The organism is Nannocystis punicea (assembly GCF_026965555.1).
In the GTDB taxonomy this organism is placed as follows: domain Bacteria; phylum Myxococcota_A; class Polyangia; order Nannocystales; family Nannocystaceae; genus Nannocystis; species Nannocystis punicea.
This window is the reverse complement of record NZ_CP114040.1, coordinates 12,458,884-12,485,263: the sequence shown is the minus strand read 5'-3', so window position 1 is coordinate 12,485,263 and position 26,380 is coordinate 12,458,884. Positions and strand designations below refer to the sequence as shown.

Here is a 26,380-nt window from a genome sequence, read left to right as displayed (position 1 = left end):
GGAGCTTGTTCCGAGGCGAAGGAATGGAGCGACGAGAGGCGCGAGGCTGCAGGTGTCACGCGTTGGACCTTGAGCAGGGCGGCCTGGTCTCGTCGCGACCAGATCTAGTCCGAGGCGAAGGAATGGAGCGACGAGAGGCGCGAGGCTGCAGGTGTCACGCGTTGAACGTCAAGCCGAGGGCCGGACTCCGCGCTAGCAGCTTTCGAAGTTCCGAGGCGAGCGAATGGAGCGACGAGAGGCGCGAGGGCTGCAGGTGTCACGCGTTGGACGTCGAACAGGGCGGCCGCTCTGGCGGCGAGCAGATCTCTCGTTCCGAGGTGAACGAATGCAGCGATGAGAGGCGCCAGGCTGCAAGTGTCACGCGTTGGACGTCGAGCAGGACGGCCGGGTCTGGTTGCGAGCAACTCTCGTTCCGAGGCGAACGAATGCAGCGACGAGAGGCGCGAGGCTGCAGGTGTCACGCGTTGGACGTCGAGCAGGGCGGCCGGGTCTGTGGTGAGCACCTCTCGTTCAGAGGCGAACGAATGCAGCGATGAGCGGTGCGAGAGCTTATATGTCTTTGGGGACATGTGGCGCATGAAGAGATGACACGCGAGTCTCCATGCGAGTCGGCCGGCTCCAGGGTATATGTCTCAATAGACAGGTGCCAAAAGACAGGGCCAAAACGCCAGGTTCAGTGCGGATGGATGGGCGGCAGAGAGTCGGCGAGGGAGAGGCCGAACTGCTGCATCAGAGTGCGGAGAGCGGACACGAGGCCGTGGACCTGCGCTTCTTCGTGATCGGCGGTGACGGTGAGTCGGAGGCGGGCGGAGCCGGCGGGGACCGTCGGGGGGCGGATCGCCTGGACATGCCAGCCGCGCTCGAGCAAGGCGCGGCTGACGGTCACGGCGAGTTGGTTGGCGCCGATCAACACCGGGAAGATCGGGGACACCGGCGGGGGGCGTTCGAGCGCGGCGGCCAGGAGGCGCGCGTTGGACCACATGCGGGCGCGGCGTTCTTCGCCGTCCGGGCCGGCGAGCAGCTCCGCGGCGAGGCGGGCCTGCTCGGCCAGGGCGGGGGCGTTGCCGGTGCTGAACACGAAGCTGCGGGCGCGAGTGCGGATCCACGTGCAGACCTCGTGGCTGCCGGCGGCGAAAGCACCGGCCAGGCCGAACGCCTTGCCCAGGCCGCCCATGAGCACGGTCGGACGGATCGCGTGGTGACGGGCGAAGCCTGCGCCGCCAGGGAAGAGGCCGAGGCTGTGCGCCTCGTCGAGGTAGAGCATGCCGCCACGCTCGCTGAACTCGCGCAGCTGGGCAGGCTCGGCAGTGTCGCCGTCCATCGAGAAGATGGACTCGGTGACCCACCAGGTCGGGCCGTCGCTCTCGCCCGGCGGGCTGCGGTGAGGGAGGATCGTCGGACGCGAGCGAGCCAGACGCAGGCCGTCGATGAGGCTGGCGTGGTTGAGCGCGTCGCTGAAGACCGCGTCGTCCGGCTCGATCAGCGCCGGCAAGACGCCGACGTTGAGCTGAAAGCCGCTCGGGAACAGGACTGCGTCGTCCGAACCGACCAGCGCGGCGAGCGATCGCTCGGCAGCACGGTGAGCGGGAAGGTCGCCCGCGACGAGGCGGGAGGCCGTCGCACCCGCACTGTTTTCCTCGAGCGAGGCGAAGTTCGAGGGACGCAGGCGCGGATGGTTGGCGAAACCGAGGTAGTCGTTGCTGCAGAAGCCCGTGACCCACTTGCCGTCGAGCTCGTAGCGAACCCCGTCTCGACGACCGATCCGCGGCAACTCGCGGGCAAGGCCCTCGTCCTGCAGGGCAGCCAGGCGGCGACGAAGTCGCTGGTTCAACAGCTCGGACATGCTTGACAGAAACGAGGGCTCTTCTTACTCCGCGAGCGTGCAGGGGAGCAACGTCGATGTTGGCCACCAGCTCGCGGCGGCGGCGACGCGCTTCGGGTTCGAGATTGATGCAGCCGCAGTGGAGCGGGTGCGCCTGTTGCTGGGGCTGTGGCACCGCTTCGGCCGCGCGTTCAACCTGAGCGGGGCGACCGATGAGGCAGGTCTGTTGGGACATGTCCTTGAGGGGTTGCAAGTGGTCGGCCTGGCCCACGCGATCGGCTGGCATGCGGGACAGAGCTGGATCGACGTCGGCTCGGGCGCAGGCTTCCCGGGGCTGGTCGTTGCAGCCTGTCTCGAGGTACAGGTGACGCTGGTCGAGCCGCGAGAGCGACGGGCGTCCTTCCTCGACCTGGCGATCAACCAGATCGGGCGACGAGACTGCCGGGTGGTCCGCGGGCACATCGAGGGGTCGTCCTGGCGACCGATCAAGGCCGGCGAGATTGTGGCCGCCAGCAGTTTCGACTGGGCAAGCGCGAGGGCAGTGTTCGCTCCCGAGGTCTGGGTCGAGCTGGGCAAGCGGTGGGTCAAGTCGGGAGGCGTGGTGGTCGCGCACGTGAGGGCGGAGACCGACCCGTTTACAGGCGAGGTGGGGAGAGTGGATGACGCGCGGTGGTCGATCCGCGGGGTGCGGGGCGGGTAAGCGTTTCACGTGGAACGCTGGAACGGGGGGCGTTCCTGAGCCGTGGCCGCTCTGACGGCGCCTGTTCGGGGCGGCTCTGCTTGACTCAAAGGGCCTGGGCGCTCAGTCGCTTCAGGGGCCCCACCGGAATAGCGGTTCGGACCGGCCAGTGGCAGCCGAGAGGTACTGGCGGGTGCTTGCGAAGTGGGTCCCGCGTGTGGCTGATGGGTCGTCAGAGCGAAGTGGCCTCAGGGTCAGAGCGAGAATGGGCCGCTAGATTCTCGGTAGCGGGAGGCGACGCTGAAGCGAATCGATTCAAGAGTTCGGGGCGAGGTGGACGGCGCGCGAACGTGGCGGGTCGGATCCTGCCGACCGGGGAGGAGCAGGCGCTTCGGGGCAGCTTGGCGCGGTGCCACGCGGCTCGAGGCTGGCGCTCGAGGGGACTCATAGGGGCAGATCCGCGTCCCTCAGAAGCGATCGAACTGGGAAGCGCTTCTTACGGCCAGGGAGGGCAACGGAGGCCGATGGCCGCAGCGGTGTTCCACGTGGAACAGAACGCCGGCCGCTCACCAGCCCTCCAAGTCGCGGGTACACCTGCTCTGCCAGAAGCCGGTTTGGCGTCGGGTCGGATTACCGCCAGGACGGGAACGGTCGCCTCGATCTCGACGAGCACGGCCACCTGCTCACCGCGCACGACCAGAACGGCTCCGACCGCTTCGGCCCCTCCGCCGCCGCCCGCGACGACGCCGACTGGGCTGTCCTCGAGGTCTACTGAGCCACCCTCGGTCACGCCCTGCACGACCCCTCCCCGGATCCGACGTTTTGGGCGCGACGGTCGCTATGGACATCTTTGCGCCGCTCGGACTCTGGCCAGCGCCCGAGAGGGGTTGGCGGCTTGACCCGTTTGCGGCGATGACGTAGGCGCTCTCGCCCCACCCTGGCGGCAGGGCGTCGCGATGCGAGAGACGCTGGGCAGGCGCGCTCATCACGCCCTTAGGGGCGGGACGGTGGGGGACAGTCTTGGCGGGTGGTGCCCGTGCGGTGGCTGAGGGCTCGATGAGGCCGCGACGCGGCTTGCGCTCAGCGAGAACGAGCCCAACAAAAGCGCCGCGATCCGCCTGGGCAGGGGCACTGATGCTCACACCCTCGGACACCGACACGATCAGGCCCGCCGAAGCCGACTACGACGAGACCGGCGTCCGCGTCGCCGAACAGGCTGGCCGACGTTGGGCCGCAATTCTGCCCCGCCCAGCCCGTTCGGGTCGACGCGCGCTGTGGGGCAGATAGTGCGGGGAGCTCGGAGTGTTTCACGTGAAACACTGCTGGGGTCGGGTTGGCGGGACCCCGGACCGGTAACTCCGCACAGGAACTTGGGCAGGAAGGCCACCGGTTACTTGATACAGGCACTTTCATGGCTGGAGCCGCAGGCCTCGGGGACGATGTGGGGCGCGGCAGCCCGAGGCGCTGCTGGATGGGACCGGAGCAGTGCGATTTTTGAAATATTGAGCCTAGGAGCATGATGAGTCGGCCTGTCCTTGAGCTATCGGACACAGGTCCCAACCAGCCGGTAGGCAGCTAGCAAGATCGTTGATGGTCACGGCTTCGCAGCAACGGCCAGGCAAGTGGTGCTGGGTCGGCGAGCCGCGGACCGGCGCTCGTCCGGCGCGAGGTGGACGGCGATTCGTGCCCGCAGGCGGGCTGGTGGTGGAAGGCAGCCGAGTGCGCCCTCCGGAGTTTCGACGGCCGTCCCCGTTCGAGTGCTCGGCTTGGAAGCTCGACCGGCGAGTGTTCCACGTGAAACGTTGCCGCCGGGTCGGGTGCGGCAGGTGGACGTCGGCAGCAATCTGACGAACCTCGGGCGGGCGGCCTGGTCACGCCGTAGATGCCGCAGTCTCTCAGCCTGATTGTACGGCCGACGCGGTCGATGTCGTTGAAGATCGCCGCAGCATGGCGCGATGGCGACCATGCCGCTGGGATGCCGTATCGGTAAACACCGCCCTCGTTGCGGGCAGGCGGTCTCGCCCTTCTGAGTCTCGAGGACCGGTCCTCGCTCTCTGGGTCACGACCAGCGAGTGTTCCACGTGAAACGTCACCGGCGGGCGGGCACGGCAGGTGCCGTCGTCAGCAACCAGGGGCCTGCAGAGATTGAGCCGCGCGGCACGCCATATGCTGCTCAGCTCGATGCTGCGACTGGCGCTGGAGACCGCCTCCACGAGGGGCGCAATGCAGAGCATGTCGCTGGACTGGTGGGGTCAGGTCTGTTATCCGACCTGGTTGGGGAGCCGGCGGACTCGTGAGTTTCAAAGGATGGTCCTCGTTCGAGTAGCTCGCCGAGTCTCGACCAGTGAGGGTGCCACGTGGAATGCTGCAACTACGGCGGGCGGGGCAGGTGGACGGCGGCAGCACATCCGCGAACCCAGCGCAGGCGATCTGGTCGCGCAGCACGCCACAATCTGCTCAGCTCGAGGTGCGGCTGACGCCGCCGAACTTTTTGCAGTGGTGCTCGCGTGCGCGGGCCTTCGCTGAAGCTCCGTCCGTTGCTTCGTACCAGCTCGACCGTCGCCCGCGCGAAGTCAACTGCAGGGGCTTTGCCTTCTTCAAGCCTGAGCTCGCCAGCTAGACCCGACTCAAAAGTGTTTCACGTGGAACACTCGGCGTTGCGGCCGTGGCGCAGCCGGCGAGGTGTTCGTTGAGCTCTGGAAAACGCTCGCTAGCGATCCACCGCGACGGCGTGCAGGACTCGCGTTCCGAAATTCGCGCGGCCCTGGGGGGCACCAGATTTACCCGATTTTGTCGAGGAAGCTGGCGTTGAGTGGTCGGGCTCAGGGTGTTTCACGTGGAACACTCGGCGCTGCGGCCGTGGCGCAGCCGGGGAGGTGTTCGTCGAGTTCTGGAAAACGCTCGCTCGCAATCCACGCGGCCGCGTGCAAGACTCGCGTTCCGGAATCGGCGCGGCCCTGGCGACACCAGATCCACCCGAGCGTGTCGAGGTAGCTGGCGTTGAGATGGTCGGGCTTGAGCGCCGCCAGGGCGAGCGACTCGGCGCGGTCGAGCTCGACGCCGTCGAGGGCCAACTGATAGGCGACGGCGTTGCGGAAGTTGGCGTTTTCGGGGTCGCGTTCGAGCCCTCTATTAAAGAGGATGAGGGCGTCGGCGGGGTGGTCGTCGGCGAGCATGCGGAAGCCGAGGATCGCGTAGTAGTTGGTGCGGTGGGTCGGATGCGCGCCGAGCCACGCGAGGCCGCCGAGCAGGAGGGCGAGGGCGAGCGAGAGGGTGCCCTTCACCCAGGGCCTGCCGGCGACCCAAGCGCCTCCGAGCAGGAGGCCGGCTGCCAGGCCGCCGAGGTGCCCGGCCTGGGCGATCCCGGGGACCAGCAGGCCGAGGCCGAGGCAGATCAGGATCAGGATCGCCAGGCTGGTCGCGGAGATCGGGGCGAGTTTTTCCTGGATCGACTCGGGGCCCCAGCGACGCGCCAGCCAGAGCGCGCCGGCCTGACCGAGAATCCCCGCGGAGGCGCCGAGGACGATCGGCGACTCGCACCAGGCCAGAGAGGCGAGGGCGCCGCCGAGGCTCGCCAGCGTGAACAGCGCGAAGGTGCGAAAATGGCCCCACGCCTGCTCGACCCATTCACCGACCGAGAGCAGGGCGATGCCGTTGAGCACGAGGTGGAGCAGGCTGCCGTGCAGCAGGCCGGTGGAGGCGACGCGCCACCACTCGCCGTCCAGCCACACGCGCGAGAGCTCGAGGGCGCCGAGCTGGCGGAAGATCTCCGTGCTGTCCGTGAGGCTCAGGCTCCACACGCTGCGCAGCGCGGTGTCCAGTGGATCGGGCGACTGGGCGAGCGTGGCGACAAAGGTGATCGCGTAGAGAACGATGCACACGCCGAGCAATGTGGCGGTGACTGGAGCCTGGCGGAGGCGGACGCTCAGCGGCTCGGGTGGGAGAGGGAGCGCGGCGGGCGGGGGTTTTGCGCGCGCCCGCCGGGGGTCTCGCGGCGACGTGTCCTCCTCGACATGTGACGGCTCCCCGGCCACGGCGACAAGCTAGCAGAGAAACTCCGCGCACGGAAAACACGAGAGGCGCACTAACGTCCATGGCCTTTGGGACATATTGCCCCGGCAGCGCGCGGCGCGGCCGCTTGCCGCCCGGTTCGCGGGGTTGCTATCGTCTCAAAAGCCGTGGAGACGTCGGGGGCAGCGGGTGCGTCGAGGAGCCGGGGGGCCCTAAATTCCCGTGCAGGTGAAGGCACATGGCCCGGCAGAACCTGCTGATCGTCGACGCCGACTCACGGACGCGGCGGGTGCTCGAGGTCAGCCTCCGCAAGGCCGGCTACAGCATCACCGCGGCCGAGAACATGCTGCAGGCGCTGCAGTTCCTCGACCTGACGGACCCCGAGCTGATCGTGTCGGATACGCGGCTACCCGACGGTAGCGGCTTCGAGTTCTGCCGGATCGTCAAGAGCCACGCGAAGTGGGGCCAGATCCCCTTCATCTTCCTCACCAGCGCCACCGAGCTGGAAGACAAGGTGCACGGGCTCGAGCTGGGCGTCGACGACTACCTGACCCGGCCGATCTACGTCAAAGAGATCATGGTCCGCGTGAAGATGCTGCTGCAAAGAAAGCAGCAGGAGCGGATCGGCAAGAAGGACGCGCGCACCAAGTTCAGCGGGCAGCTCGCCGATATGGCGATCGTCGACCTGATGCAGACGATCGAGATCTCCCGCAAGAGCGGGGCGATCGAGTTCGAGACGGACCTCGGGCCGGCGACGGTGTGGTTCCGCGACGGGCGGTTGATCGATGCGCAGATGGGGCGCCTGCAGGCCGACGCGGCGGTGTTCCGCCTGCTCGGGCTGAGCGATGGGCGCTTCGAGGTCGAGTTCAAGTCGATCAGCCGGGTGCCGACGATCGAGGAGTCGACGCAGAGCCTGCTGATGGAGGGGATGCGCCGCGTCGACGAGTGGGGCCGGTTGCTCGAGGGCCTGCCGCCGCTCGACCACGTACTGATCGTCGACACCAACCTGGCGACGAAGTCGGACGCGGAGCTGACGCCGAAGGAGCAGACGATCCTCCGCCGCTTCAACGCCAAGCGGACGATCATCCAGGCGATCGACGATTCCGGGCTCGACGACCTCGAGGCGCTCGAGATCGTCAGCGAGCTCTACTTCAAGGGGCTGCTGCTCGAGCCGCACGAATCGTCGCTCGAGGAGCGGTCGCAGGAGACGCCCGTCGACGGCAACCTCGAGCTGTGGGATTTACACAGGGCGACGTCGATGGCGATCCAGATCCCGTCCGAGCAGGTCACGCCTCCGCCGGTGGCGGTCGCCGACTTGCCGCCGCTGCCGGCGTATCCGCAGCCGTTCCCCGGAGCCAGCGGATCGGAGCACGACGACGTGCTGGTCGGCGGCATTCCTGATGAGTCTCACGGGCCAGGTGACTCGCCAGACGAGGGGGGCGTGGGTCATCCTGACCGCGTGACCGACCGTCTGGGCCCGTTCACGATCGCGTCGCCGATGGGTGCGCCGAGCGCCGAGGCCGTCGGCGAGCTGGTGATGCCGCGCGACGTGCCGGCGCCGCGGGCTCGGCCGTCGTCGTCGGTGATCGTGCGCAAGCGCGAGCACAGCGGGGCGATCCCGACGATCAGTTCGTTCGAGCCGTCGCACAGCGGCAATCAACCGCTGCTGTCCGACAGCGCGGCCGACCTGGGTCGGCTCAACGATCTGGTGGCGCAGACGCTGGCGATGAACTCGGGGGTGAACCCGGCGCCGGCGCCGTCGCAGCTGTCGGCGGCCAACTTCGCGGTGGCGGCGGAAGAGGTGCCGCGGCGGCGCTCGCTGTGGCCGTGGGGGTTGATGGCGGTCGGGACGGCGGCAGCGGTGGCGGCGCTGCAGTGGCGGCCGAGTTCTGCAGATGTCCCAAGGGACAGGCCAGCACCGGCGGTGGTGAGTACGCAGGCGCCGGAGCCGGTGGCGGCGCCGGTGAAAGCGGAGCCCGCGAAGGCGGAGCCGGTGACACAGGAGACGAAGCCGGCGCCCGAGCCGCCGACGAAGGTGGAGCCGGTCAAGGCGGAGACGCCGCCGGAGACGACCGAGCCGAAGGCCGCGTCGGTGATCTCGCCGGAGCAGCAGGCGAAGCTCGAGGCGGCGCAGAAGCAGTATAAGAACGGCAAGGCGAAGGATGCCGAGGCGACTCTGGTGGAGCTGGTGACGGAGGCGCCGCGCTATGCGGAGGCGCAGACGCTGCTGGCCAACGCGCGCCTCGATCAGGGGAAGTTCGCGGAGGCCTTGCCGGCGGCCAAGGCCGCGGTCGAGGCCGATGCCGACCTGGCCGACGCGCAGCTGGCTCTCGGGGTGATCGCAGAGGAGCTCGGTGAGGTCGCTACCGCGGTCCACGCATACGAGCGCTACCTTGAACTCGACCCCAAGGCGCGCTACGCCACCACGGTCCGCACGCAGTTGCGCTCGCTCCAGCGCAAGCTCCCTGCGCCGTGACCCCGTGGTCGATGGCCGCTCCCCGCATCCTCGCGCTCGAGTCGTCCTGTGACGAGACGGCCTGCGCCGTGGTCGAGGGGCTGTTCGTGCGCGCGAGCGTGGTGGCCTCGCAGGTCGAGCTGCACGCGCAGTTCGGCGGGGTGGTGCCGGAGTTGGCGAGCCGGCATCACCTGACTGCGGCGGTGCCGGTGGTCCGCGAAGCGCTGGCGCGCGCGGGCGTCGGCTTCGAGTGGTTCGATGCGATCGGCGTGACCGAGGGGCCAGGGCTGGTCGGGGCGCTGCTGGTCGCGGTGCAGCTGGCGCGTGGCCTGTCCCTTGCGACAGGTCTGCCGCTGGTCGGCGTGCACCACATGGAAGGTCACCTGGTGTCGCCGTTCCTCGGCGACGCGGACGCGCCGCCCGCCGAGTTCGCGCCGCACCTGGCGCTGTCGGTGTCGGGCGGGCACAGCGAGCTGGTGCACGTGCAGGCGCTCGGCCGCTACGAGGTGCTGGGCAGCACGCGCGACGACGCGGCCGGCGAGGCGTTCGACAAGGCGGCGAAGCTGCTCGGACTCGGGTACCCCGGCGGTCCGGTGATCGATCGGCTGGCAGCCGAGGGCGACCCGACCGCAGTGCCGTTCCCGCGGGCGATGCTCGGATCGCGCGACAACCTCGAGTTCTCGTTCTCGGGCCTCAAGACGGCGGTGGCGGTGTACGTCGATCAACACGGGCAGCCGTCGTCGCGGCAGGCGCTGGCGGACGTGTGCGCGTCGTTCCAGGCTGCGGTGGTGTCGGTGCTGGTGGCGAAGCTCCGCGTGGCGCGTCGGCGCGTGGGGACGTCGCTGGTGACGATCGTCGGCGGGGTGTCGGCGAACCGCGGGCTGCGAGCGGCGCTGGCCGAGGCGGCGAGCCGCGACGGCTTCGTGCTGCGCGCGCCGCCGCTGCGCTACTGCGGCGACAACGCGGCGATGATCGGCGGGGCCGCGGCCCTCCGCTGGGCGGCAGGGCTGCGCCGTGAGCCGCCGGTCGAGGTCTATGCGAGCCTGGCGCTCGACGAAGGAAGGGCGCGCGATGGCTGAGCTGGCCCCGAGGACAGGTTTTAAGAGATGTCCGCAGGGACAGGTTGGCGCGCAAGCTGCGAGGGCGAGGCGGGCACCGCACGGCTGGGGCGGGCGCGGCGCGATGGCTGAGCTGGTCCTGAGGACCGGTGCTGCGAGGAATCTGCAGGGGCAGGTCGAAGCCCGGGGCGCGAAGAACGACCTGGTTCCGAGGACAGGTACCGCGAAGTACAGGCGGGAACAGGTCGAGTCGCGGAGCGGGCGCATGATGGAGCTGGTCCTGAGGACAGAATTTAAGAGGTGTCCGCAGGGACAGGTCGAGGTGCGGGGATGACGATCGATTCGCCGGGAGCGCTGCTCCGCCGCTACGGCCTGCACGCGCGCCACAGCTGGGGGCAGAACTTTCTCATCGCGGCCGAGGTGCACGCTGCGATCGCGGTGGCGAGCGGGGCGCGGCCGGGGCGACGGGTCATCGAGATCGGGGCGGGCCTCGGGACTCTGACGGACCGTCTGCTGGCGACGGGCGCGGAGGTGTGGGCGATCGAGCGCGACCGCGATCTGTGCGCGGTGCTGCGGGCGGAGCTCGGTGACCGGCCCAACTTCGTGCTGCACGAGGCCGACGCGGTGCGCTTCGATTACGCGGCGGCGATCGCCGGGCAGCCGGAGCCGGTGGCGATCGTCGGCAACCTGCCGTACCAGCTGACGGGCCCGCTGCTGTTCGCGCTGCTCGAGCAGGCGCCGGCGGCGGGGCCGTGGGTGGTGATGGTGCAGAAGGAGGTCGCCGACCGACTGTGCGCGCGCCCCGGCGACGACGACTACGGCGGAGTGACTGCGGTGCTGTCGCGGGTGCGGACGATCGCGCGGGTGCGCAACGTGCCGCGAGGTTGCTTCCTGCCGGCGCCGCGCGTCGACTCGGCGGTGATCCGCCTCGACGCCCGGCCGGAGCCGCTGGGCGCGGTGGCCGACGAGGCGGGGCTGCGACAGCTGGTGCGCGCGGCGTTTCAGCAGCGGCGCAAGGTGCTGGTCAACTCGCTGTCGGCGCTCGGCAGCCGGGCGGAGGCGCAGGCGTGGTGCGCGGCGGCGGGGATCGATCCGGGAGTGCGGCCGGAGACGCTGGGGCCGGAACAATTCGCGGCGCTGCAGCGCGCGAGGGAGGCGGCCGGTGCCGGAGCTGCCTGAGGTCGAGTCGGTCCGCCGCGGGCTCCAAGCGGCGAACCTGCGCGCGCCGGTGGTCGAGGTGTGGCGCAGCTCGTACAAGCTGCGGGTCGGCAAGAGCTGGGCGGAGGAGAATCTCGACTGTCTCAAGGGTAATGTCCCGAAGGACATCCGCCGGCGCGGCAAGTACATCGTGTGGGAGTTCGCGGGGCCGGGCGCCGAGGCGAACGGGCTGGTGATCCACCTCGGGATGAGCGGGCGCTGCGGGGTGACGACGGCGGCGCAGCCAAAGGTGGTGCACACTCACTTCGCGCTGCGCATGGCCGACGACCGCGAGGTCCGGCTGGTCGACCCGCGGCGCTTCGGCGGGCTGCGGGCCGGGCCGCTCGCCGAGTTGATGGCCAGCGAACCGCTCGGGGCGCTCGGCCCCGAGCCGCTCGATCGCGGCTTCGGCGGGGCGATGCTGGCCGAACGGCTGGGAGCGTCGCGCCGACCGATCCGCGACGCGCTGCTCGACCAGGAGGCGGTGGCCGGGCTCGGCAATATCTATGCGGTCGAGGCGCTGTTCGCGGCGGGGATCTTCCCCATGGTCGAGGCGCAGCGGCTGCACGCGAGCGCGTGGGAGCGACTCGCGGGGACGATCGTGACGGTGCTGCAGCGAGGGATCGACAACGGCGGGACGACGCTCAAAGATTTCCGCAACGTCGAGGGCGAAGTGGGTCGCAACCAGGACGACCTCCGGGTCTACGGCCGCGCCGACGAACCCTGCCCGCGTTGCGGCGCGGCCCTGGTCGGCTTCGTGTCCGGCGGTCGCAGCGGGGCGTATTGCCCGCGCTGCCAGCCGCGACCTCGCACGCGCCTGGTCCGCTGAGTCGCCCCCGGCCGTTCTGGCCTGAGTCTTGCCATAGTGCTGGCGGTGGGCGCACACTGAGGGCCGCCCTCCAAAGGCATGGACGACCCGCACCGCAACGGCCGCCCGCCCGAGCCGCGCAGCGACGAGGCGCTGATGCTGAGCTTCCGCGACGGCGACGCGCGGGCGTTCGAAGAGCTGGTCGCGCGCCACCGACGCGGGCTGTTCAACTTCCTGCTGCGCAGCGTGCAGAACCGCAGCCGCGCCGAAGAGCTGCTGCAGGAGGTGTTCCTCCGCGTGGTCCGCTCAAAGGACCGCTACGAGCGCACGGCCAAGCTGACGACCTGGCTCTACACGATCGCTCGCAACCTGTGCGTGGACGAGAGCCGCCGCGCCAAATTCCGTCGCACGACTTCGCTCGACACGCCGCGCCGCGGGATGGACGACGAGGGCCCGGCGATGGTCGAGACGGTCGCGGCCGACGACGTGCCCACCGACGAACGCGCGGCGGCCCCGCAGATCCGCCAGCGGATCGCCCGCGCGATCGACCTGCTGCCCGAAGACCAGCGCGAGGTGTTCCTGATGCGCCAGATCAACGGGCTCTCTTTCAAAGAGATCGGCGAGATCGTCGGGGCGCCCGAGAACACGGTCAAGAGCCGCATGCGCTACGCGCTCGAGAAGCTGCGACAGGACCTGGCCGACTTCAACCTGTGATGGCTGGCTCTTCGGGCATGTCCGAGAGCGCATGCTCGTCAGAACATGCTTTTACGGGAATGTCTTTATGGGCATGTCCTTATGAACATGCCCATAAAGACAGTCAAGGCAGTCAAGGCTTCAGTCGGCCATGAGGGAGAGCTGATCGCCGGCGTCGACCTTCTCGGCGCCCCAGCTCTTGCGGGCCTCGGGCGGGAGGCGGGCGTGGACCTTGTTGTAGGCGTCGAGGAAGCGGCGGGTGGCGGCGTTGAGGTAGCCGCCGCCGGCGATCGGGCCGAACTCGGCGGCGTAGCGGGCGGCGATGGCGGCGAAGGCCTCGTCGCGCGCGTGCTTGGCGACGATCGAGGCCGCGGCGACCGAGACGTGGGCCGACTCGCCCTTGTCGACCGCGCACAGGCGCGGATAGCTGCGCTGCAGGGGCGTGAAGATCCGGCAGCCGTCGGCGATGATGTGGGCGTCCTCGGGGGCGCCGGCGTCGGCCAGGAGCTTGAGCGCGGTGCGCTGCTCGAGCACGTTGAGCTGGCCGCGGAAAGTGTGCTCGTCGATGATGTCGACGTGGATCTCGACGCACACGCAGACCCGCGCGAGGCGGCGGATCTCGACGGCGAGGCTGGCCCGAAGTTCCTGTGCTTTGGGACCTGCTCCGAAGCGCTTGCTGTCCTGGACGCCGAGGCTCCGCAGCTCGGTGGCCGCGGCAGCGTCGAGGGCGACCAGCGCCAGAGTCATCGGTCCGAGGATCGGGCCGCGACCGGCCTCGTCGAGGCCCCAGGCGGGCCAGGTGTGTTCAAGGCTCATGCGCGGCGACCTGCTCGAGGCCGGACAATAGCGCATCGCCGCCGGCGCGGAATAGAGCCCCGTCGCTGACGGGCAGCGCGGTGGCAGGTGCCTCGCGGAGCAGCGAGGCTGTAGTAGCGCCGGGCTGGACGGCACAGGGCGAGTTTCGAGGGAGGTCGCGGGCGGCGCGCGGTGCTCGTGAGCTCGACTCGTTGTCGCCGGCGCGGCGGCGACTCCGGCCATCGGGGACCGCCAGCTCCGCAGCAGGCAGGTGGCGCCGGGGGTGTCCGGCTCGCCGCGAGCACGCGACGAGCGGATGCTCGACATCCTCGCAGGGCAACATCTCGTCGTCTCGCGAGCCCGGCCGTACTGCCGCTCGCAACGAGCGGGATGCACGACCGCATTTTCGCAGGGCAATATCTCGTCGTTTCGCGAGCCCGGCCGTACTGCCGTTCGCAACGAACGGGATGCACGACCGCATTTTCGCAGGGCAACATCTCGTCGTCCCGCGAGTCCGACCGTGCTGCCGCTAGCGACGATGCACGACTACATCCTCGCGGGGCAACATCTCGTCGTCTAGCGAGCCCGGCCGCGCTGCCGCTGGCGACGATGCACGACTGCATCCTCGCGGGGCAACATCTCGTCGTCGCGCGAGTCCGGCCGTGCTGCCGTTAGCGACGAGCGGGATGCTCGACATCCTCGCGGGGCAACATCTCGTCGTCCTGCGAGCCCGGCCGTGCTGCTGCTCTCCTGGCTCCCGCAGCACTCGCTCGCGGTCGCCAGGATGTGGGGCGTCAGAGTGCGAGGCCCCAGCTCACGGGGCGACTTGCTCGAGGCCGGAGAGGAGCGCGTCGACGCCGGCGAGGGTGGTGGCGCGCAGGCGCAGGGCCTCGGCGCTGGGGGCGGAGGCGGTGCGGTGCTGCATCTGCGCGATGCTCTGGCGGATCGACCGGACCTGGCCGCGGATGAACTTGCGCCAGCTGGCGGCGACCGGGGCGAGGGCGCTGCGGTAGCGCTCGCGCAGGGCCGCCTCGCCCTTGGCGACGCCGTGGCCGTGCTCGTGGATCAGCGAGGCGATGAAGCCGGACGACTCGAGGCTGTCGAGATAACCCTGGGCCCACGGGACCAGGCGCGCGGCGAGGATGTCGGAGAAGGCGTCGGAGCCTGGCTCTTGGGACAGCTCGCCGAGGTCGGCCTGGAGGGCGCGCAGGATGCTGTCCCGAAGGACAGCCGTCAGGTAGGTGACGTCCTGCTCGGTGACGAGGATCTTGCCGCCGGCGCCGGCCCGGAGCACGCCGAGGGCCAGGCACTCGCGGGTGAGCAGGTCGTCGAGGGCGAGCAGTTGGCCGTAGACCTTGTCGCCGAGGGCGACGAGGCGGGCCTCGAGGTGAGCCGGGTCGGAGCCGACCGGGCCGCTCTGGCTGGCCTTGGTCTCGAGGCCGGCGATCGCGTGGCGGACTGCGGCGGCGGTGCGGGTGAGCGCGTCGCCGAGGCGGCGGGCGGCCAGCGAACGCTTGAGCTCGCGCGCGTGGGCGAGGAAGTGTTTCTCCAGCGCGTCCTCGACGGCGCGGAACGGATCGTCGTGGCGCGCCTCCGGGTCGGCCGAGCCGGTGCGCAGCTCGAGCGCCTCGCTCGCGCACACGGGGATGATGTCGAGCAGGACGTCGCCGAACTGCTGCTTGAGGTAGTCGGTGAGCTCGGTGCGCTCCTCGGGGTCGAGGGTGTCGACCTTGTTGAGGACGCCGAGGACCTGGCGGCCGTCGGCGCGCATGCTCTTGAGGACACCCGCCTCGGAGGCCGCGCCGCCGCGGGTGGCCGAGAAGATCCAGATGATCGCGTCGGCCTCGTCGACGAACTCGCGGGCGACCCGCTCGTGGAAGCCGTCGAGCGCGTTGAGGCCCGGCGTGTCGACCACCGCCGCCTCGCCCATGCGCGCCGAGGTGCGCTCGATCTCCATGTGCCGCACCCGGCTCGCCGCCACGTCGTCGAGGCCGCGCAGGAAGGTGTGCACCTCGCCGCGCGCGACCGTGCTGATGCTGCCGTCGCGGTAGTGCACGCGCGCGCCGCCCGTGGGACCGCGGCGGAAGAAGTTGATGGTGGTGGTGGTCGGCAGCACGCCCATCGGCGCGACGACCTCGCCGAGCAGCGCGTTGACGAAGGTGCTCTTGCCCGACGAGAACTCGCCCATGACGGCGATGGTGAGCGGACGGGCCAGGCGCTCGCGCGCCGCGATCACGCCGGAGAGGGCGTCGGCGACGCCGGTGATCGGGACGCCGAGGACGCGGCTCGGGATCGCCGCCAGCAGGGCGGTGGCGGCGGCCAGCAGATCTTCGAGCCGGTTGCTCTGAAGTGGTTGCGCGAGCTGGGCGAGGAGGGCCCGGGCTCGCTCGTGTTCGGGGGCCTCGGTGAGGACCTCGACCAGGTACTCCTGCGCGGCCTCGTGGAGGTTGACGGGCTGGCTGTCCCCCGAGACATGGCTCTTGAGGCAGAACTCGGCGGAGGCCAGGGCCCGCTGGCCGCGCAGGACGCCGAGGCGCTGGCTGGCGTCGCGCAGGGGGGAGATCTCGTCGGGGCCGAAGGGGCCGCCGAGGTCGGGTTGGCTGCGGAAGCGCGGCGGCGGACCGGGGAGGAAGTCGTCGGCGGCGCGCTCGTCGTTGTCCTGCATGCGCCGGCGGGCGTTGACGAGCCGCAGCTCCTCGGCGGCGGAGGCGGCCCCGTCCTGCAGGCGCCGGCGGATCAGCGCGACTGTCCCATCGGACAGGAGGTCGGCGCGCAGGGCGACGTGGGCGAGCTCGTGGAGGTGACGCTCCTGCCGCTCGCCGGCGGCCGAGGAGGCGGCGTCGACGAGGGCGTCGAGCACGGTCGAGCGGATCGACGGGGTGGCGTCGCAACCACCGACCGGCCAGGCCGCGACCTCGGACAGGGCCCACAGCCGCTTGCGCCGCGGGCTCTGCGGGTCCTGCTGGAGGTGCCGGAGGGCGAGGGTGCGCGCCTCGGCACCTGTCCCGAGGCACAGGTGGATCCGGACGAGGTGCTCCTCCCACTCGGGCCGGGCTGAGAGCTTCGCGCGCACGGCCTCGGCGCCGACGCGATCGCCCTTGGCGGCCAGGGCGACGGCGAGGTAGGCGCGCGCGGCCGCGGTGCCGAGGTCGACCTCGGCGGCGGTGTTGCCGAGGTCGGCCTCGCCCGTGAGCCAGGCGATCGCCTCGTCGAGGTGATCTTCGGCGAGCAGCAGCTGCGCGCCCTCGCGGACCAGCAACGCGCGCAGCGGACCACGTGTCCCTTCGGGCAGGCGCGCGCGAGCCCGCTGGAACTCGAGCAGCGCGCGCTCGAAGCGGCCGCGGCGGATCTGCAGGAGCGTGGTGAGGAGGTTGAGGAGGAAGCGGGCGTCGTGGATCGCCGGCTCGGCGGCGTCCTCGACCAGCTTGCGGCCGCGGCGGAGTTGGTCGAGCGCGGGGTCGAACTCGTCGCGCAACACCAGGCGCGCGGCCTCGGCGAGCGTCTCGGGGAGGGCTCGCTCGCCGCGCTTGCTCTGCGGCTCGGAGAGCTCGAGCAGGACGCTGAGGTGCGCGTTGCCGGTGAGGACCTGCGAGACGCGGGTGATCGCCAGGGCGAGCTTGAGGTGAGGATCATTCGGCCGCTGCACCAGCGGCTCGCGCAGGCGCTGCGCGGCGCCGGCGTAGTCGCCGACGAGGCCGAGCTCGCGGGCCTGGGCGAGCGCCCGCGCGACCTCTTCGGGCGGGCCTTGCTGGGCGACCTCGCTGAGGATCGTGCCCATGCGCTTGGCCCAGCCGCCGAGGGCGGAGCCCATCGAGCGCAGCGGGTTCTTGTCTTCGTCCTTGGGCTTGCGGGTGTCGTCGCTGCTCATCGCGCGTGCTCGGGGGCGATCGGGACCGCGGCGATCTGCGCGCGGAGGTCGGCCAGGCGGGGCTCGAGCGCGCGGAGCTCGGCGGCTGCGGTCTTGCGCGCCTCGCTGGCTGAAGAGACAGGTTGTGTGGCGGGCTCGCTCGCGGGCGCCTGCGGCGGATCGGCGGGCGGCAGGGCGGCGTGCTCGTCGAGGTCGATCACGCGCTGCAGCAGGGACTGCAGCTGGTCGCCGAGCTGACCGTGCGCGAGGACGAGGATCTCCTCGAGCGTGGCGACGTGGTCGTCGACGGCGCGGACCAGCGCCGACTCGAGGTCGCCGAAGGCGGTGGCCAGCGCCGGCGGGACGCTGGCGCGCGCGGCGGTGCGGACCTCGCGGACCGAACGCTCGCGCAGGACCATGGTGGCCAGCGGGGCGGCGACGGTCATCACCAGGCCGGTGACGATGTTGCCGAAGTACATGACGGCGGTGCCGGCGACGCCGACCGCGAGGGTGCCGGCCTCCACGAACACCGAGGGCGGGCGGATGTGGATGACGGGGCCGCGCAGACCGAGGCTGAGCATGGCGGTGGCGAGGCGGCGCTGGGCCTGCTCGCCGCAGGTCTGCATGACCTCGCGCGTGAGGCCCTCGAGCGCGAGGCGCAGGCGCTCGGCCTCGCTGTAGACGAAGTGCATGAGCGCGTCCTGCGAGGCGGTCGGCAGCAGCTCGGCGGTGATGCGCAGGTCGGGGCGCTCGAGCTGCTTGAGGATCGCCTCCTCGAGCTCGCCGCGGAAGTTGGCGAGGTGCTCGCGCGTGCGCTCGACGATCTCGCCGCGGCGAGTGGCGATCGTGGCGCGCTGCTGCTCGACGTCGAGCTGCTGCTCGATGAAGGCCTTGCGCACTGCGGCCAGCTCGTCGCGGACTGCCGCGTGCTCGAGCCGCAGGGCGCGAGCCAACGTGGCGGCGTGGTGGGCGAGGAGGTCGGCGTTGCGCAGCAGGTAGGTGCGGGCGCGCGGCGGCGACAGGTCGCGGGTCTGGCCGGCGAGCTGTTTGAGGCGCTCGCGCAGGCGCAGCACCTCGCGCACGCCGAGGCTGTCCTTCGCCGGATCTTTGACCGCAGTGCGCGCGTCGGTCTGGAAGATCTCGAGCGGGCCGGGGATCATGCTCGCGAGCTGGGCCTGGATGTGCGAAAGGACAGCCGGGCGCTCGGCCTCGGGGATCAGGTCGACGCGGTTGAGCGCGAGCAACAACGTGGCCCCGCTGTCCCCGAGCCCGCCGACGGCGATCAGGGCGTCGCGCAGGAAGGCGAGCTCGGTGCGCTTGAGCACCTGTGTGGCGTCGAGGACGAGCAGCAGCGCGTCGCCGCGGGGCAGCTCACCGCGGCTGATGAGGGTGCGCAGGCGGAGGATGTCGTTGATGCCGGGGGTGTCGATCAGCTCGAGCTCCGGCGGGAGCTGCTCGCTGGTGGTGGTGACGACCAGTGAGCCCTCGATCGGCGACTTGCCGCGCGCGAGCTCGGCGAACCGCTCGGGCGCGAGGACCTCGGCGCCGGCGGGGCCGTGGAGCCGGCGCTCGGTGGTGTCGCCGCGGACCAGCTGGACGACCGCGCCGGTGGTCGGCGTGACGCCGGTGGGCAGCAAGGCCTCGCCGAGGATGGCGTTGATCAGGGTGCTCTTGCCCTGCTTGATCTCGCCGAGCACGAGGACCCGCAGGCGCGACTCGGTCAGCCGGCGGGTGGTCTCCTCGACGACCTGGGCGCCGAGGCGCGGCAGCCCGAGCTGGTCGGCCGCTCGGCGCAGGCCGTCGGCGAGGTGGAGGAGGGCGGAGGAAACGGGAGCCGAAGGGGAGCTCGTCATCACAGGAGCCTCAGTCGCGTGGTGAGGCGCTGATCACAGCGCGCGAGCGGCCAGGCGTCGGCCGGGACCTCGGCGGCGGGTGCGTCCGCCGGCTGCGCAGCGGCGCCGGTCGCCTCGCTGGCTTCGAGGGCCGCGACGATCTCCTCGGGCGAGGTTTGTTCGCGGCGGAGGTGTTGCTGCGAGCGAATGCGCGCGACGACGCGGCTGCGTTCGAACTCCCGCAGGGCGCGCTCGCGCTCGGGTCGCGGCGAGAAAGCGGGGAGCCAGTCGGGCTGCGGCCGGCCGCGCGGATCGAGCGCTTGCAAGGCGGGTTCGAGCTCGCCCGCGGCGAGCAGGCCGGCGCGGTCGGCCGAGAAGACGGCGACCTGACTCCACGAGCGGAGCAAGGCGCGGACGAGGCCGTGGGTGACGCGGTCGCGCGCACTCATGAGGTGTGCCATGAACAGGCCGCCGTGGCCGCATTGCAGGTGAGCGAGGCCCTGCGCGAGCAAGAAGGCGCGGACGCCCGGGGGCTCGGCTTGTAGGCGGTCGCGGTCGAGGACGAGCCACGCGTCGCCGCCGCGAGAGTTGGCGAGCGGCGCCACGAGCGGCCACATACCGGACGCGCGGCCCTTCGCAGAGACGAAGCGGATGCCGGGTAAGCCGGCGTGCAAGAGCTCGGCGATCTGGATGAGCTCTTGCAGAATCGGGAGACTGTCGGCACCTTCGGGGTACTGTAGGTCCCCCGAGGTCATCAGCGACGTCGCATGTTCACTCCACCGCAACTCGAGCGCGCGCATGGCGGTTTGGGCCGCCAACGAGTGGCTGAGCCACTGAAAGCGGCGGAGATCGACGCCGTAGGCGTAGCTGGCGCGGGCGAGGTCCTGCTCGTAGCCGCGGAGCTGACGGCGCTGGACGAAGCGGCCGAGGTCGAGTGGGGAGCTCACCGGAGCGATTCTAGCAGGCGTGCCACGCGATCTGTCGCCGGTCCGGCCGAAAAGCCGGAGAGGGCGCAAACTAGCTTGCAGGGCTGCGCCGATCTAGGTATGCCCGGCTGCGGATAACTCATGGCAGGTCCCAAACACAGCGAGCTCCCGGCCGTCGTGGTCCCGCAGCACCTCTGGCTGCGGAGCGCCCGCCCCGTCCAGGGGAAGGTCGTGCAATGGGCCGTGCCGGGGGTGCTGATCCTGGTCGGGCTGCTGATGTCGTCGACCGCGCTGCGCGTCAGCTTCGTGCTCGCCGGCTTCGGCGTGTTCCTGCTGCTGCCGGGCCTGGTGACGAGCCGGCTCGAGCAGCTCGGCCGCGAGGTCCTGGCCGCCGATCGCTCTCGCGCCGGCGAGCTGCTCACGGAGCTGCCGCAGCGGCCGATCGTCCGCCTGTTCGCGCCGGCCGGCTGGCGCACGCTGCAGCTCGCGCTGCTCAACCTCAAGCTCGGCGACGGACATGCGGCCGCGGCCGGCTTCGCCGAGACGGCCGAGCTGTGCGGGCAGCCCGAGGCGGTGATGCTGATCAGCGCGCAGGCCCACGCGCACGTGGTCGCCGGCGAGCGCACCAAGGCCCGCGAGCTGCTGCAGAAGCTGACGCAGGCCAACCTGCTCGGCCCGCGCGACCAGCTCGACCTCGGCATCGTCCTGCTGATCGAGAGCAAGAAGTTCAAGCAGGCGCTGAGCTACATCGAGGCCGCGCGCAAGACCATCGGCGACCACCCGCGGATCGTCGCCGCGCAGGCGCTCGCGCTGCAGAAGCTCGAGCGCATCGACGAGGCGTCGGTGGTGCTCGAGCAGGTGCAGATCGCGATCAAGGACGTGGCGCCCGACTCGGTGACGGACGACCTGATCAAGCGCGCTCGCAAGGGTCTGCAGGACTACCTCGAGGCGCAGCTCCGCCGCGAGCGTCGCGCGCGTTCGCGGCGCACGACGATCGTGGTCTCGAGCGAGGCGGCCGCCAGCGAGATCGTGTCGGGCGAGATCGGCGGCGGCGGCGAGCCGACCGCGAGCGAGGCTGGGATGAACGAGTCGCGCTCCGAGACCGCCGAGCCGACGCGGAGGTTCGCGCCCGCCGAGGCGGCGACGCATGCGTCGGTGCCGGTGCCCGTAGCCGAGCCGGTGAGGCCCGCGGCGCCGATCGAGCGCGACCCCGACGCGCCGCGTCCGGGTCTCGAGATCGATCTGTTCTCGACGCCGCACATCTCGGCGACGCCGCTGTCGGAGCTGTTCAAGGACAAGAACAGCGACGACTCGAAGTCTCGCATCGATTCGGTGGCTGCGGCGCTGTCGACCGAGGTGCCCGCCGTTCCGGCCGCGCCGCCGAGCCTCATCGTGCCCGACATCGGCAACACGCCGCTGCCGGTCGCGCCGCCGATCATCGGGGCACCGCGCGTCGGCGGGACGATGCCGTTCACGCCCGGTCCTGCGCCGGATCTGAAGCCCGCGCCTGCTGCTGCTCCGCCGCCTGCTCCGGCTCCCCGCGCGACGTCGCTGTTCATGCCGGGGCCGGTGACGCCGCCGGTCGCTGCGCCCGAGGCCAAGGCCGACAACGACGCGCCGGTGATGCGCCGGCGTCAGACGCTGCTCGGCGTGCTGCCGACCAACGAGCCGAGCAAGCCGCCGGCTCCGAACTTGCCCTCGCTCAACAACGTCGCTGCGCCGCCCGCAGGCGCTCCGTTCGCGCCGGCGATGCCACGCACCGGTCTGCCCACGCGCGGTACGACGCGGCTCGACCTGCCCGCGATCGGTTCGACGCCGCCGCCGAACCCCGCCGGGCCCGCGCCGGTCTTCCGCGCGCCGCCGACTCCGAAGACCGACGAGAAGAAGTAGAGACGTCGGGCTCGTCGCTCGACGCGGGCGGACGAAGGCACGCGCGTCTCGTGCTCACACGCAGCCGCCGAACCCCGCCGGCCCTGCGCTGGTCTTCCGCGCGCCGCCGACTCCGAAGACCGACGAGAAGAAGTAGAGACGTCGTGCTCGTCGCTCGACGCGGGCGGACGAAGGCACGCGCGTCTCGTGCTCACACGCAGCCGCCGAACCCCGCCGGCCCTGCGCCGGTCTTCCGCGCGCCGCCGACTCCGAAGACCGACGAGAAGAAGCAGAGACGTCGTGCTCGTCGCTCGACGCGGGCGGACGAAGGCACGCGCGTCTCGTGCTCACACGCGGCCGCCGAACCCCGCCGGCCCTGCGCCGGTCTTCCGCGCGCCGCCGACTCCGAAGACCGACGAGAAGAAGCAGAGACGTCGTGCTCGTCGCTCGACGCGGGCGGACGAAGGCACGCGCGTCTCGTGCTCGCGGGCCGAGGTGGGGCGCTGCCGGGACTCCTCGAGCGATCGGAACTTCCTTCCTCGCAGCGTCGCAAGCTCGAGGAGCATCCATCGCCGTCGCCGCTACCGACGTCCGTCCGCGGAACCACGAGCGACCCTCCGCGTTGAGTACTGGAGTGCCTCGAGCACTCGCGCTTCTCGCGAAGCGGCCGTGTCCCGAGTGGCGCGATGCGGAGAGCGAGCAGCCGGTGGGCAGTGCTGGTCGTGTCGCTCCGGATATCCACGGACAGTTTGCGCGCCCGCGGTGATTCTGCGCGGCGGCGACGGCTCGAACTCCAGATGCACGAAGGGCCATGTCGGAAGCGACATGGCCCTTGAGGCAGTGGCGGCGGCGAGCCGCGCGAGGATCAGCGGATGCCGGCCAGCGGGTCGTCGGTCGACTCGATCTTGGTGGCCTTGTCTTCCTTCTTCTTCTTCGGCTCGGTCGAGGAGGGCGGGCTGCTGCTGCTGGCACCACCGCCACCGCCGCCGCCAGTGCGACGATCGGTCTCCTTGATGTGCGCGCCGTGGGTCGCGTCGATGTCGCCGCCCTTGGCGGTGCGGGGGCCCTGCGTGTCGGGCGGGACCTCGCCGCTCTTGATCACCTTGAGCTCCGTGGGAGCGGCGGGCGGCGGGGTCTCCTCTACGGGCTTGCGACCGAAGGCGAAGTAGGCACCGACGCCGCCGAGGACGAGGACGAGGCCGATGATGAGACCCATCTTGCTGCCCGAGCCGCCGCCTTCGTGGTCGTCGCCGGCGTCGAACGACGCGGCGGGCGACGAGGTGAACGCGGGAGTGTCGGAAGGAGGCGAGCTGAACGGGGCCGAGGTGGGCGCGTCGCCGAAGGGCGAGACGGGGGCCGAGCTGAACGGCGCGGCAGCGGGTGCCGAGCTGAACGGCGCGGCCGCGGGCGAGGAGAAGGGCGCAGCCGCGGGAGCGGCGGGGCGGGCGGGCGCGGCACGAACCGGCTCGGGCTCGGAGGGGGACGCGTCGTCGAGGTCCTCGTCCGCCGTGCTGTCGTCATCGGCCTCGGCCTCGTCACCGCCGTCTTGCGCGGCGACGGCCTCGAGCTCGGCGTACAGCGCCCGGATCTTCACTTCGAGCCGCTCGACGGCCTGCGTGTGCATGCGGAGCGTGGCGGGGTCGCTGGCGGTTTCCAGCGCGTCCTCGTGCTTCTTTCGCTCCTCTTCGAGGCTCTCGAGCCGCGCGAGGGACTCCTGAATCCATTCTTCCGTGGCCATGATTGGGCTTCCGCTTCGGTCAGGCGGCTCGCGCGGGGCTGGGCGCGGACCACACGAGGGGATAATACACAGCGTTAGAGGCGCTCCAACTGGTTAATTCTGGCCTCTCGCGGCCGTAAGGGCGGGGAACGCGTCGTCCGAGCGCTCGGTGTCTCGCGGCGGGAGAGTCATCTCCTGCAGTCGCGGCCCCATGGCTGTGACTTTAATCTCCATGTGGACGCTCCACGCGACGGGCGCCGACGAACGGCACGTGGCTGTCGCAAGAGACCTGTCCGATTCAACATGTCCTGAAATACAGACGGCGAGCGGCGCTCGCACGGGGTCAAGTGCCCTTGCGCAGCTCGGCGAGCACTTGCTTTGCGAGCGCCTTGAGCGTGTCGAACACGCCTTGGCCGTTCGGCGCGATCGCCTCGAACTCGGGGACGCGGGTCGGGTTGAGCGCCGCGGACAGCTCCTCGATCGACATCGCGTTCGGGAGGTCGCGCTTGTTGTACTGCATCACGTACGGCAGCTTGTCGAGGTCGTAGCCCTGCTCCTGGAGGTTGATGCGCAGGTTCTCGAGGCTCTCGATGTTGGCGTCGTAGCGGGCGTCTTGCGAGTCGGCGACGAAGCACACGCCGTCGACGCCCTTGAGGATCAGCTTGCGGCTCGCGTCGTAGAACACCTGACCCGGGACGGTGTACAGGTGGAAGCGCGTCTTGAAGCCGCGGATCTCGCCGAGGCTGAGGGGCAGGAAGTCGAAGAACAAGGTCCGCTCGGTCTCGGTGGCGAGCGAGATCATCTTGCCCTTCGCCTCCGGACGCGTCTTGTTGTAGATGTACTGCAGGTTCGTCGTCTTGCCGCAGAGTCCAGGCCCGTAATAGACGAGCTTGCAGTTGATCTCGCGCGAACTGTAGTTGATGAACGACATCGGTTCTCGCTAGTCGTTGAACAGGTTGTCGATGTCCTGATCGGTGATCTCCGCGAAGGGCGCCGACTGCGTGGTCACCTTCTTGGCCAGCGCCTCGAAGATCGGCACGAGTTCGTCTTGGGCCCTCTTGACGCGGAGACGGACCAGTCCCTGCGTCGTGTTCTTGTCGAACAGGACGACCAGGATGATCCGCCGGCCCACCAGGGACATGTGGATCGACATGCCCTTGCCCTCGTGGAACTGGGCGGTGAACTCGTCCTCGCGCAACAGCTGAGCGATGCCACCGGTCGCCGCGACGTTGCCGGCCACCAGAGAGCTCAACGAGGTCGTGTCGAGGGCGGCGCTGTCGCCCGCGGCTGCGACGAGCTGTCCGTTCTTGTCGATGAGGAGAATCGTTCTCGCTCGCGAGTCCTGATGGAGCCGCTCAGCGATCGCTTGGATCTGCTTCTGCTCCTCTTCATACATCACGAGCTGGGGATTCAGCGGGTTCAAGGGTGAGACTCCTGAGGCTCGACGTGGGGACCCGGACCTATGTCCATGGGCGCCAAAACCGTAACAAAGTCATTCGGGCAAGTCCATCACGGATGGCAGCCTCGAGCGAAAGCCGGCGCAAAGCCTCTCCATGACCGTGGCCCGACGTTCAGGGTCGTCGCATGCTCACGCGAGCGCGCGGCGCTCTGACCGCGTGACGCGGCCATGGCGCGCGTGGGCATCGGGAACCCCGACCGACCCGCGTCTCGAGGCGAGTCGTTCCGCGCGTCCTCGGGCCCTACAGCGCGCGCCGATCCGCGAGCGCCCGATTCAAGGTGTTCATGTCGGCGTACTCGAGCTCTCCGCCGACGGCGACCCCGCTGGCGATCCTTGATACCTGTACGCCCAGCGGACGCAGCAACTTCGCCAGGTAGACCGCGGTGGCGTCGCCCTCGACGTTGGGGCTCGTGGCGACGATGACCTCGCGGACGCTGTCACCCTGCAGCCGCCGCAGCAGCTCCTTGACCCGCAGCTCGTCGGGTCCGACTCCGCCGAGCGGGTCGAGTACCCCATGCAACACGTGGTAAAGCCCGTGGTACGCGCCGGTCCGCTCGATGGCCATCCGGTCCTGCGGCTGCGCGACGACGCAGATGGTGCCAGTGTCGCGGCGCGAGTCCCGGCAGCGCTCGCACGTCCCGCCGGTGCACAGGTCGAAGCAGACCTCGCACAGCCCGAGCTGCCGATGGACCCCGGCGATCGCCTCGGCCAGCGCGGCCACGTAGTCGCCGTTGGCCTTGACCAGCGACAGCGCCAGGCGCATCGCCGTCTTCTCGCCGATGCCCGGCAACCGGGTCAGCAGCGCCGCCAGGCGCTGCAGGGGGTTCTGCGCGTCGTCGCCGCTCACAGCCCAGGGAAGCCGCCGGGGCCCATCATGCCGGGGGGGATCAGGTTGCCGACCCGTTGCTGCTGCAGCGACTTGGCCTTATCGAGCGCGTTGTTGACCGCCGCGACGATCAGGTCCTGCACCATCTCGCGGTCCTCGGTCATCGCCGCCGGGGCGAGCTCGATGCTGATGAGCCGCTGCGTCCCCGATGCCTTGGCCTTGACCAGGCCGCTCCCCGCGCTGCCCTCGACCACCTCGTGGTCGAGGTTCTGCTGCATGCTCTCAAGCTGCTGGCGCAAAACCTGCGCCTGCCGCATCATCGCTCCGAGGTCAAACTCGCTCATGATGGGTTCATCCTACTCCGGAAAGCTCCGGGGCACAGGTCC

19 protein-coding genes are annotated in these 26,380 nt (G+C 70.4%); 8 read left to right on the top strand and 11 right to left on the bottom strand.

The genetic code is table 11. The annotated features are described in order from the left end of the window. Positions 1-673: 673 nt before the first annotated feature. The gene (locus O0S08_RS48025; RefSeq protein ID WP_269036285.1) at positions 674-1,843 is read right to left on the bottom strand and encodes an aminotransferase class I/II-fold pyridoxal phosphate-dependent enzyme; all 1,170 of its coding nucleotides are present in this window, start codon (positions 1,841-1,843) and stop codon (positions 674-676) included. A 37-nt stretch (positions 1,844-1,880) separates the two neighbouring features. Between O0S08_RS48025 and O0S08_RS48020 the strand changes: the two genes are divergently transcribed. Together O0S08_RS48020 and O0S08_RS48015 are read left to right on the top strand one after the other, a co-directional pair. Further along, positions 1,881-2,522, top strand: coding sequence for a 16S rRNA (guanine(527)-N(7))-methyltransferase RsmG (locus tag O0S08_RS48020; RefSeq protein ID WP_269036284.1), 642 nt, complete (start codon positions 1,881-1,883; stop codon positions 2,520-2,522). A 2,341-nt stretch (positions 2,523-4,863) separates the two neighbouring features. Then, positions 4,864-5,121, top strand: coding sequence for a hypothetical protein (locus O0S08_RS48015; RefSeq protein WP_269036283.1), 258 nt, complete (start codon positions 4,864-4,866; stop codon positions 5,119-5,121). Between the two features lie 202 nt (positions 5,122-5,323). Here O0S08_RS48015 and O0S08_RS48010 read toward each other — a convergent pair whose 3' ends face one another. Further along, positions 5,324-6,382, bottom strand: a complete 1,059-nt coding sequence (locus tag O0S08_RS48010) for a rhomboid family intramembrane serine protease (RefSeq protein ID WP_269036282.1) — start codon at positions 6,380-6,382, stop codon at positions 5,324-5,326. 368 nt (positions 6,383-6,750) lie between these two features. Between O0S08_RS48010 and O0S08_RS48005 the strand changes: the two genes are divergently transcribed. From O0S08_RS48005 to O0S08_RS47985, 5 genes are all read left to right on the top strand, one after another. Further along, complete coding sequence (locus tag O0S08_RS48005; RefSeq protein WP_269036281.1) at positions 6,751-8,988, top strand: DUF4388 domain-containing protein; 2,238 nt, start codon at positions 6,751-6,753, stop codon at positions 8,986-8,988. An 11-nt stretch (positions 8,989-8,999) separates the two neighbouring features. After that, positions 9,000-10,046, top strand: coding sequence for a tRNA (adenosine(37)-N6)-threonylcarbamoyltransferase complex transferase subunit TsaD (tsaD, locus tag O0S08_RS48000; protein WP_371879585.1), 1,047 nt, complete (start codon positions 9,000-9,002; stop codon positions 10,044-10,046). 309 nt (positions 10,047-10,355) lie between these two features. Next, positions 10,356-11,204: a 16S rRNA (adenine(1518)-N(6)/adenine(1519)-N(6))-dimethyltransferase RsmA gene (gene rsmA, locus O0S08_RS47995; protein ID WP_269036279.1), complete on the top strand. Its 849-nt coding sequence runs from the start codon at positions 10,356-10,358 to the stop codon at positions 11,202-11,204. Continuing rightward, positions 11,188-12,051, top strand: a complete 864-nt coding sequence (mutM, locus tag O0S08_RS47990) for a bifunctional DNA-formamidopyrimidine glycosylase/DNA-(apurinic or apyrimidinic site) lyase (protein ID WP_269036278.1) — start codon at positions 11,188-11,190, stop codon at positions 12,049-12,051. Before rsmA ends, mutM begins: the two co-directional genes overlap by 17 nt. A 78-nt stretch (positions 12,052-12,129) precedes the next feature. Then, complete coding sequence (locus O0S08_RS47985; RefSeq protein ID WP_269036277.1) at positions 12,130-12,744, top strand: RNA polymerase sigma factor; 615 nt, start codon at positions 12,130-12,132, stop codon at positions 12,742-12,744. Positions 12,745-12,864: 120 nt separating this feature from the next. Here the strand turns inward: O0S08_RS47985 and O0S08_RS47980 are convergent, their stop codons facing one another. The 4 genes from O0S08_RS47980 to O0S08_RS47965 all read right to left on the bottom strand — a co-directional run bounded on the left by O0S08_RS47980 (position 12,865) and on the right by O0S08_RS47965 (position 20,144). Continuing rightward, positions 12,865-13,539, bottom strand: coding sequence for a ribonuclease H family protein (locus O0S08_RS47980; RefSeq protein ID WP_269036276.1), 675 nt, complete (start codon positions 13,537-13,539; stop codon positions 12,865-12,867). A 793-nt stretch (positions 13,540-14,332) separates the two neighbouring features. Beyond that, positions 14,333-17,386 carry a dynamin family protein gene (locus O0S08_RS47975; RefSeq protein WP_269036275.1) on the bottom strand — a complete coding sequence of 1,018 codons (3,054 nt, stop codon included), beginning with the start codon at positions 17,384-17,386 and terminating at the stop codon, positions 14,333-14,335. After that, positions 17,383-19,218, bottom strand: coding sequence for a dynamin family protein (locus O0S08_RS47970; protein WP_269036274.1), 1,836 nt, complete (start codon positions 19,216-19,218; stop codon positions 17,383-17,385). The genes O0S08_RS47975 and O0S08_RS47970 overlap by 4 nt, the downstream gene beginning before the upstream one ends. Further along, positions 19,218-20,144 (bottom strand): M48 family metalloprotease, encoded by a 927-nt coding sequence (locus tag O0S08_RS47965; protein WP_269036273.1) that lies wholly within the window; start codon positions 20,142-20,144, stop codon positions 19,218-19,220. The genes O0S08_RS47970 and O0S08_RS47965 overlap by 1 nt, the downstream gene beginning before the upstream one ends. 120 nt (positions 20,145-20,264) lie before the next feature. Here O0S08_RS47965 and O0S08_RS47960 point away from each other — a divergent pair, with 120 nt between their 5' ends. Next, the gene (locus tag O0S08_RS47960; protein ID WP_269036272.1) at positions 20,265-22,013 is read left to right on the top strand and encodes a tetratricopeptide repeat protein; all 1,749 of its coding nucleotides are present in this window, start codon (positions 20,265-20,267) and stop codon (positions 22,011-22,013) included. Between the two features lie 844 nt (positions 22,014-22,857). On the opposite strand, the gene O0S08_RS47955 is transcribed toward O0S08_RS47960, so the two are convergent. From O0S08_RS47955 to O0S08_RS47935, 5 genes are all read right to left on the bottom strand, one after another. After that, on the bottom strand, positions 22,858-23,730 hold the full coding sequence (locus O0S08_RS47955; RefSeq protein WP_269036271.1) for a hypothetical protein: 873 nt from the start codon (positions 23,728-23,730) through the stop codon (positions 22,858-22,860). A 322-nt stretch (positions 23,731-24,052) separates the two neighbouring features. Then, the gene (locus tag O0S08_RS47950; RefSeq protein WP_267706392.1) at positions 24,053-24,640 is read right to left on the bottom strand and encodes a GTP-binding protein; all 588 of its coding nucleotides are present in this window, start codon (positions 24,638-24,640) and stop codon (positions 24,053-24,055) included. Positions 24,641-24,649: 9 nt separating this feature from the next. After that, positions 24,650-25,123, bottom strand: a complete 474-nt coding sequence (locus O0S08_RS47945; RefSeq protein ID WP_269041920.1) for a roadblock/LC7 domain-containing protein — start codon at positions 25,121-25,123, stop codon at positions 24,650-24,652. A 286-nt stretch (positions 25,124-25,409) separates the two neighbouring features. After that, on the bottom strand, positions 25,410-26,015 hold the full coding sequence (gene recR, locus O0S08_RS47940; protein ID WP_269036270.1) for a recombination mediator RecR: 606 nt from the start codon (positions 26,013-26,015) through the stop codon (positions 25,410-25,412). Continuing rightward, a complete protein-coding gene (locus O0S08_RS47935; RefSeq protein WP_224197196.1) occupies positions 26,012-26,338 on the bottom strand; it encodes a YbaB/EbfC family nucleoid-associated protein in 327 nt (108 codons plus the stop codon). The genes recR and O0S08_RS47935 overlap by 4 nt, the downstream gene beginning before the upstream one ends. Positions 26,339-26,380: the final 42 nt, after the last annotated feature.

What these genes read in the sequence shown, in the direction of transcription:
- O0S08_RS48025 (WP_269036285.1), bottom strand. Translation starts at nt 1,843, where the DNA reads ATGTCCGAGCTGTTGAACCAGCGACTTCGTCGCCGCCTGGCTGCCCTG.
- O0S08_RS48015 (WP_269036283.1), top strand. Translation starts at nt 4,864, where the DNA reads ATGCTGCAACTACGGCGGGCGGGGCAGGTGGACGGCGGCAGCACATCC.
- O0S08_RS48005 (WP_269036281.1), top strand. Translation starts at nt 6,751, where the DNA reads ATGGCCCGGCAGAACCTGCTGATCGTCGACGCCGACTCACGGACGCGG.
- tsaD (WP_371879585.1), top strand. Translation starts at nt 9,000, where the DNA reads ATGGCCGCTCCCCGCATCCTCGCGCTCGAGTCGTCCTGTGACGAGACG.
- rsmA (WP_269036279.1), top strand. Translation starts at nt 10,356, where the DNA reads ATGACGATCGATTCGCCGGGAGCGCTGCTCCGCCGCTACGGCCTGCAC.
- O0S08_RS47985 (WP_269036277.1), top strand. Translation starts at nt 12,130, where the DNA reads ATGGACGACCCGCACCGCAACGGCCGCCCGCCCGAGCCGCGCAGCGAC.
- O0S08_RS47980 (WP_269036276.1), bottom strand. Translation starts at nt 13,539, where the DNA reads ATGAGCCTTGAACACACCTGGCCCGCCTGGGGCCTCGACGAGGCCGGT.
- O0S08_RS47975 (WP_269036275.1), bottom strand. Translation starts at nt 17,386, where the DNA reads ATGAGCAGCGACGACACCCGCAAGCCCAAGGACGAAGACAAGAACCCG.
- O0S08_RS47970 (WP_269036274.1), bottom strand. Translation starts at nt 19,218, where the DNA reads ATGACGAGCTCCCCTTCGGCTCCCGTTTCCTCCGCCCTCCTCCACCTC.
- O0S08_RS47960 (WP_269036272.1), top strand. Translation starts at nt 20,265, where the DNA reads ATGGCAGGTCCCAAACACAGCGAGCTCCCGGCCGTCGTGGTCCCGCAG.
- O0S08_RS47955 (WP_269036271.1), bottom strand. Translation starts at nt 23,730, where the DNA reads ATGGCCACGGAAGAATGGATTCAGGAGTCCCTCGCGCGGCTCGAGAGC.
- O0S08_RS47950 (WP_267706392.1), bottom strand. Translation starts at nt 24,640, where the DNA reads ATGTCGTTCATCAACTACAGTTCGCGCGAGATCAACTGCAAGCTCGTC.
- O0S08_RS47935 (WP_224197196.1), bottom strand. Translation starts at nt 26,338, where the DNA reads ATGAGCGAGTTTGACCTCGGAGCGATGATGCGGCAGGCGCAGGTTTTG.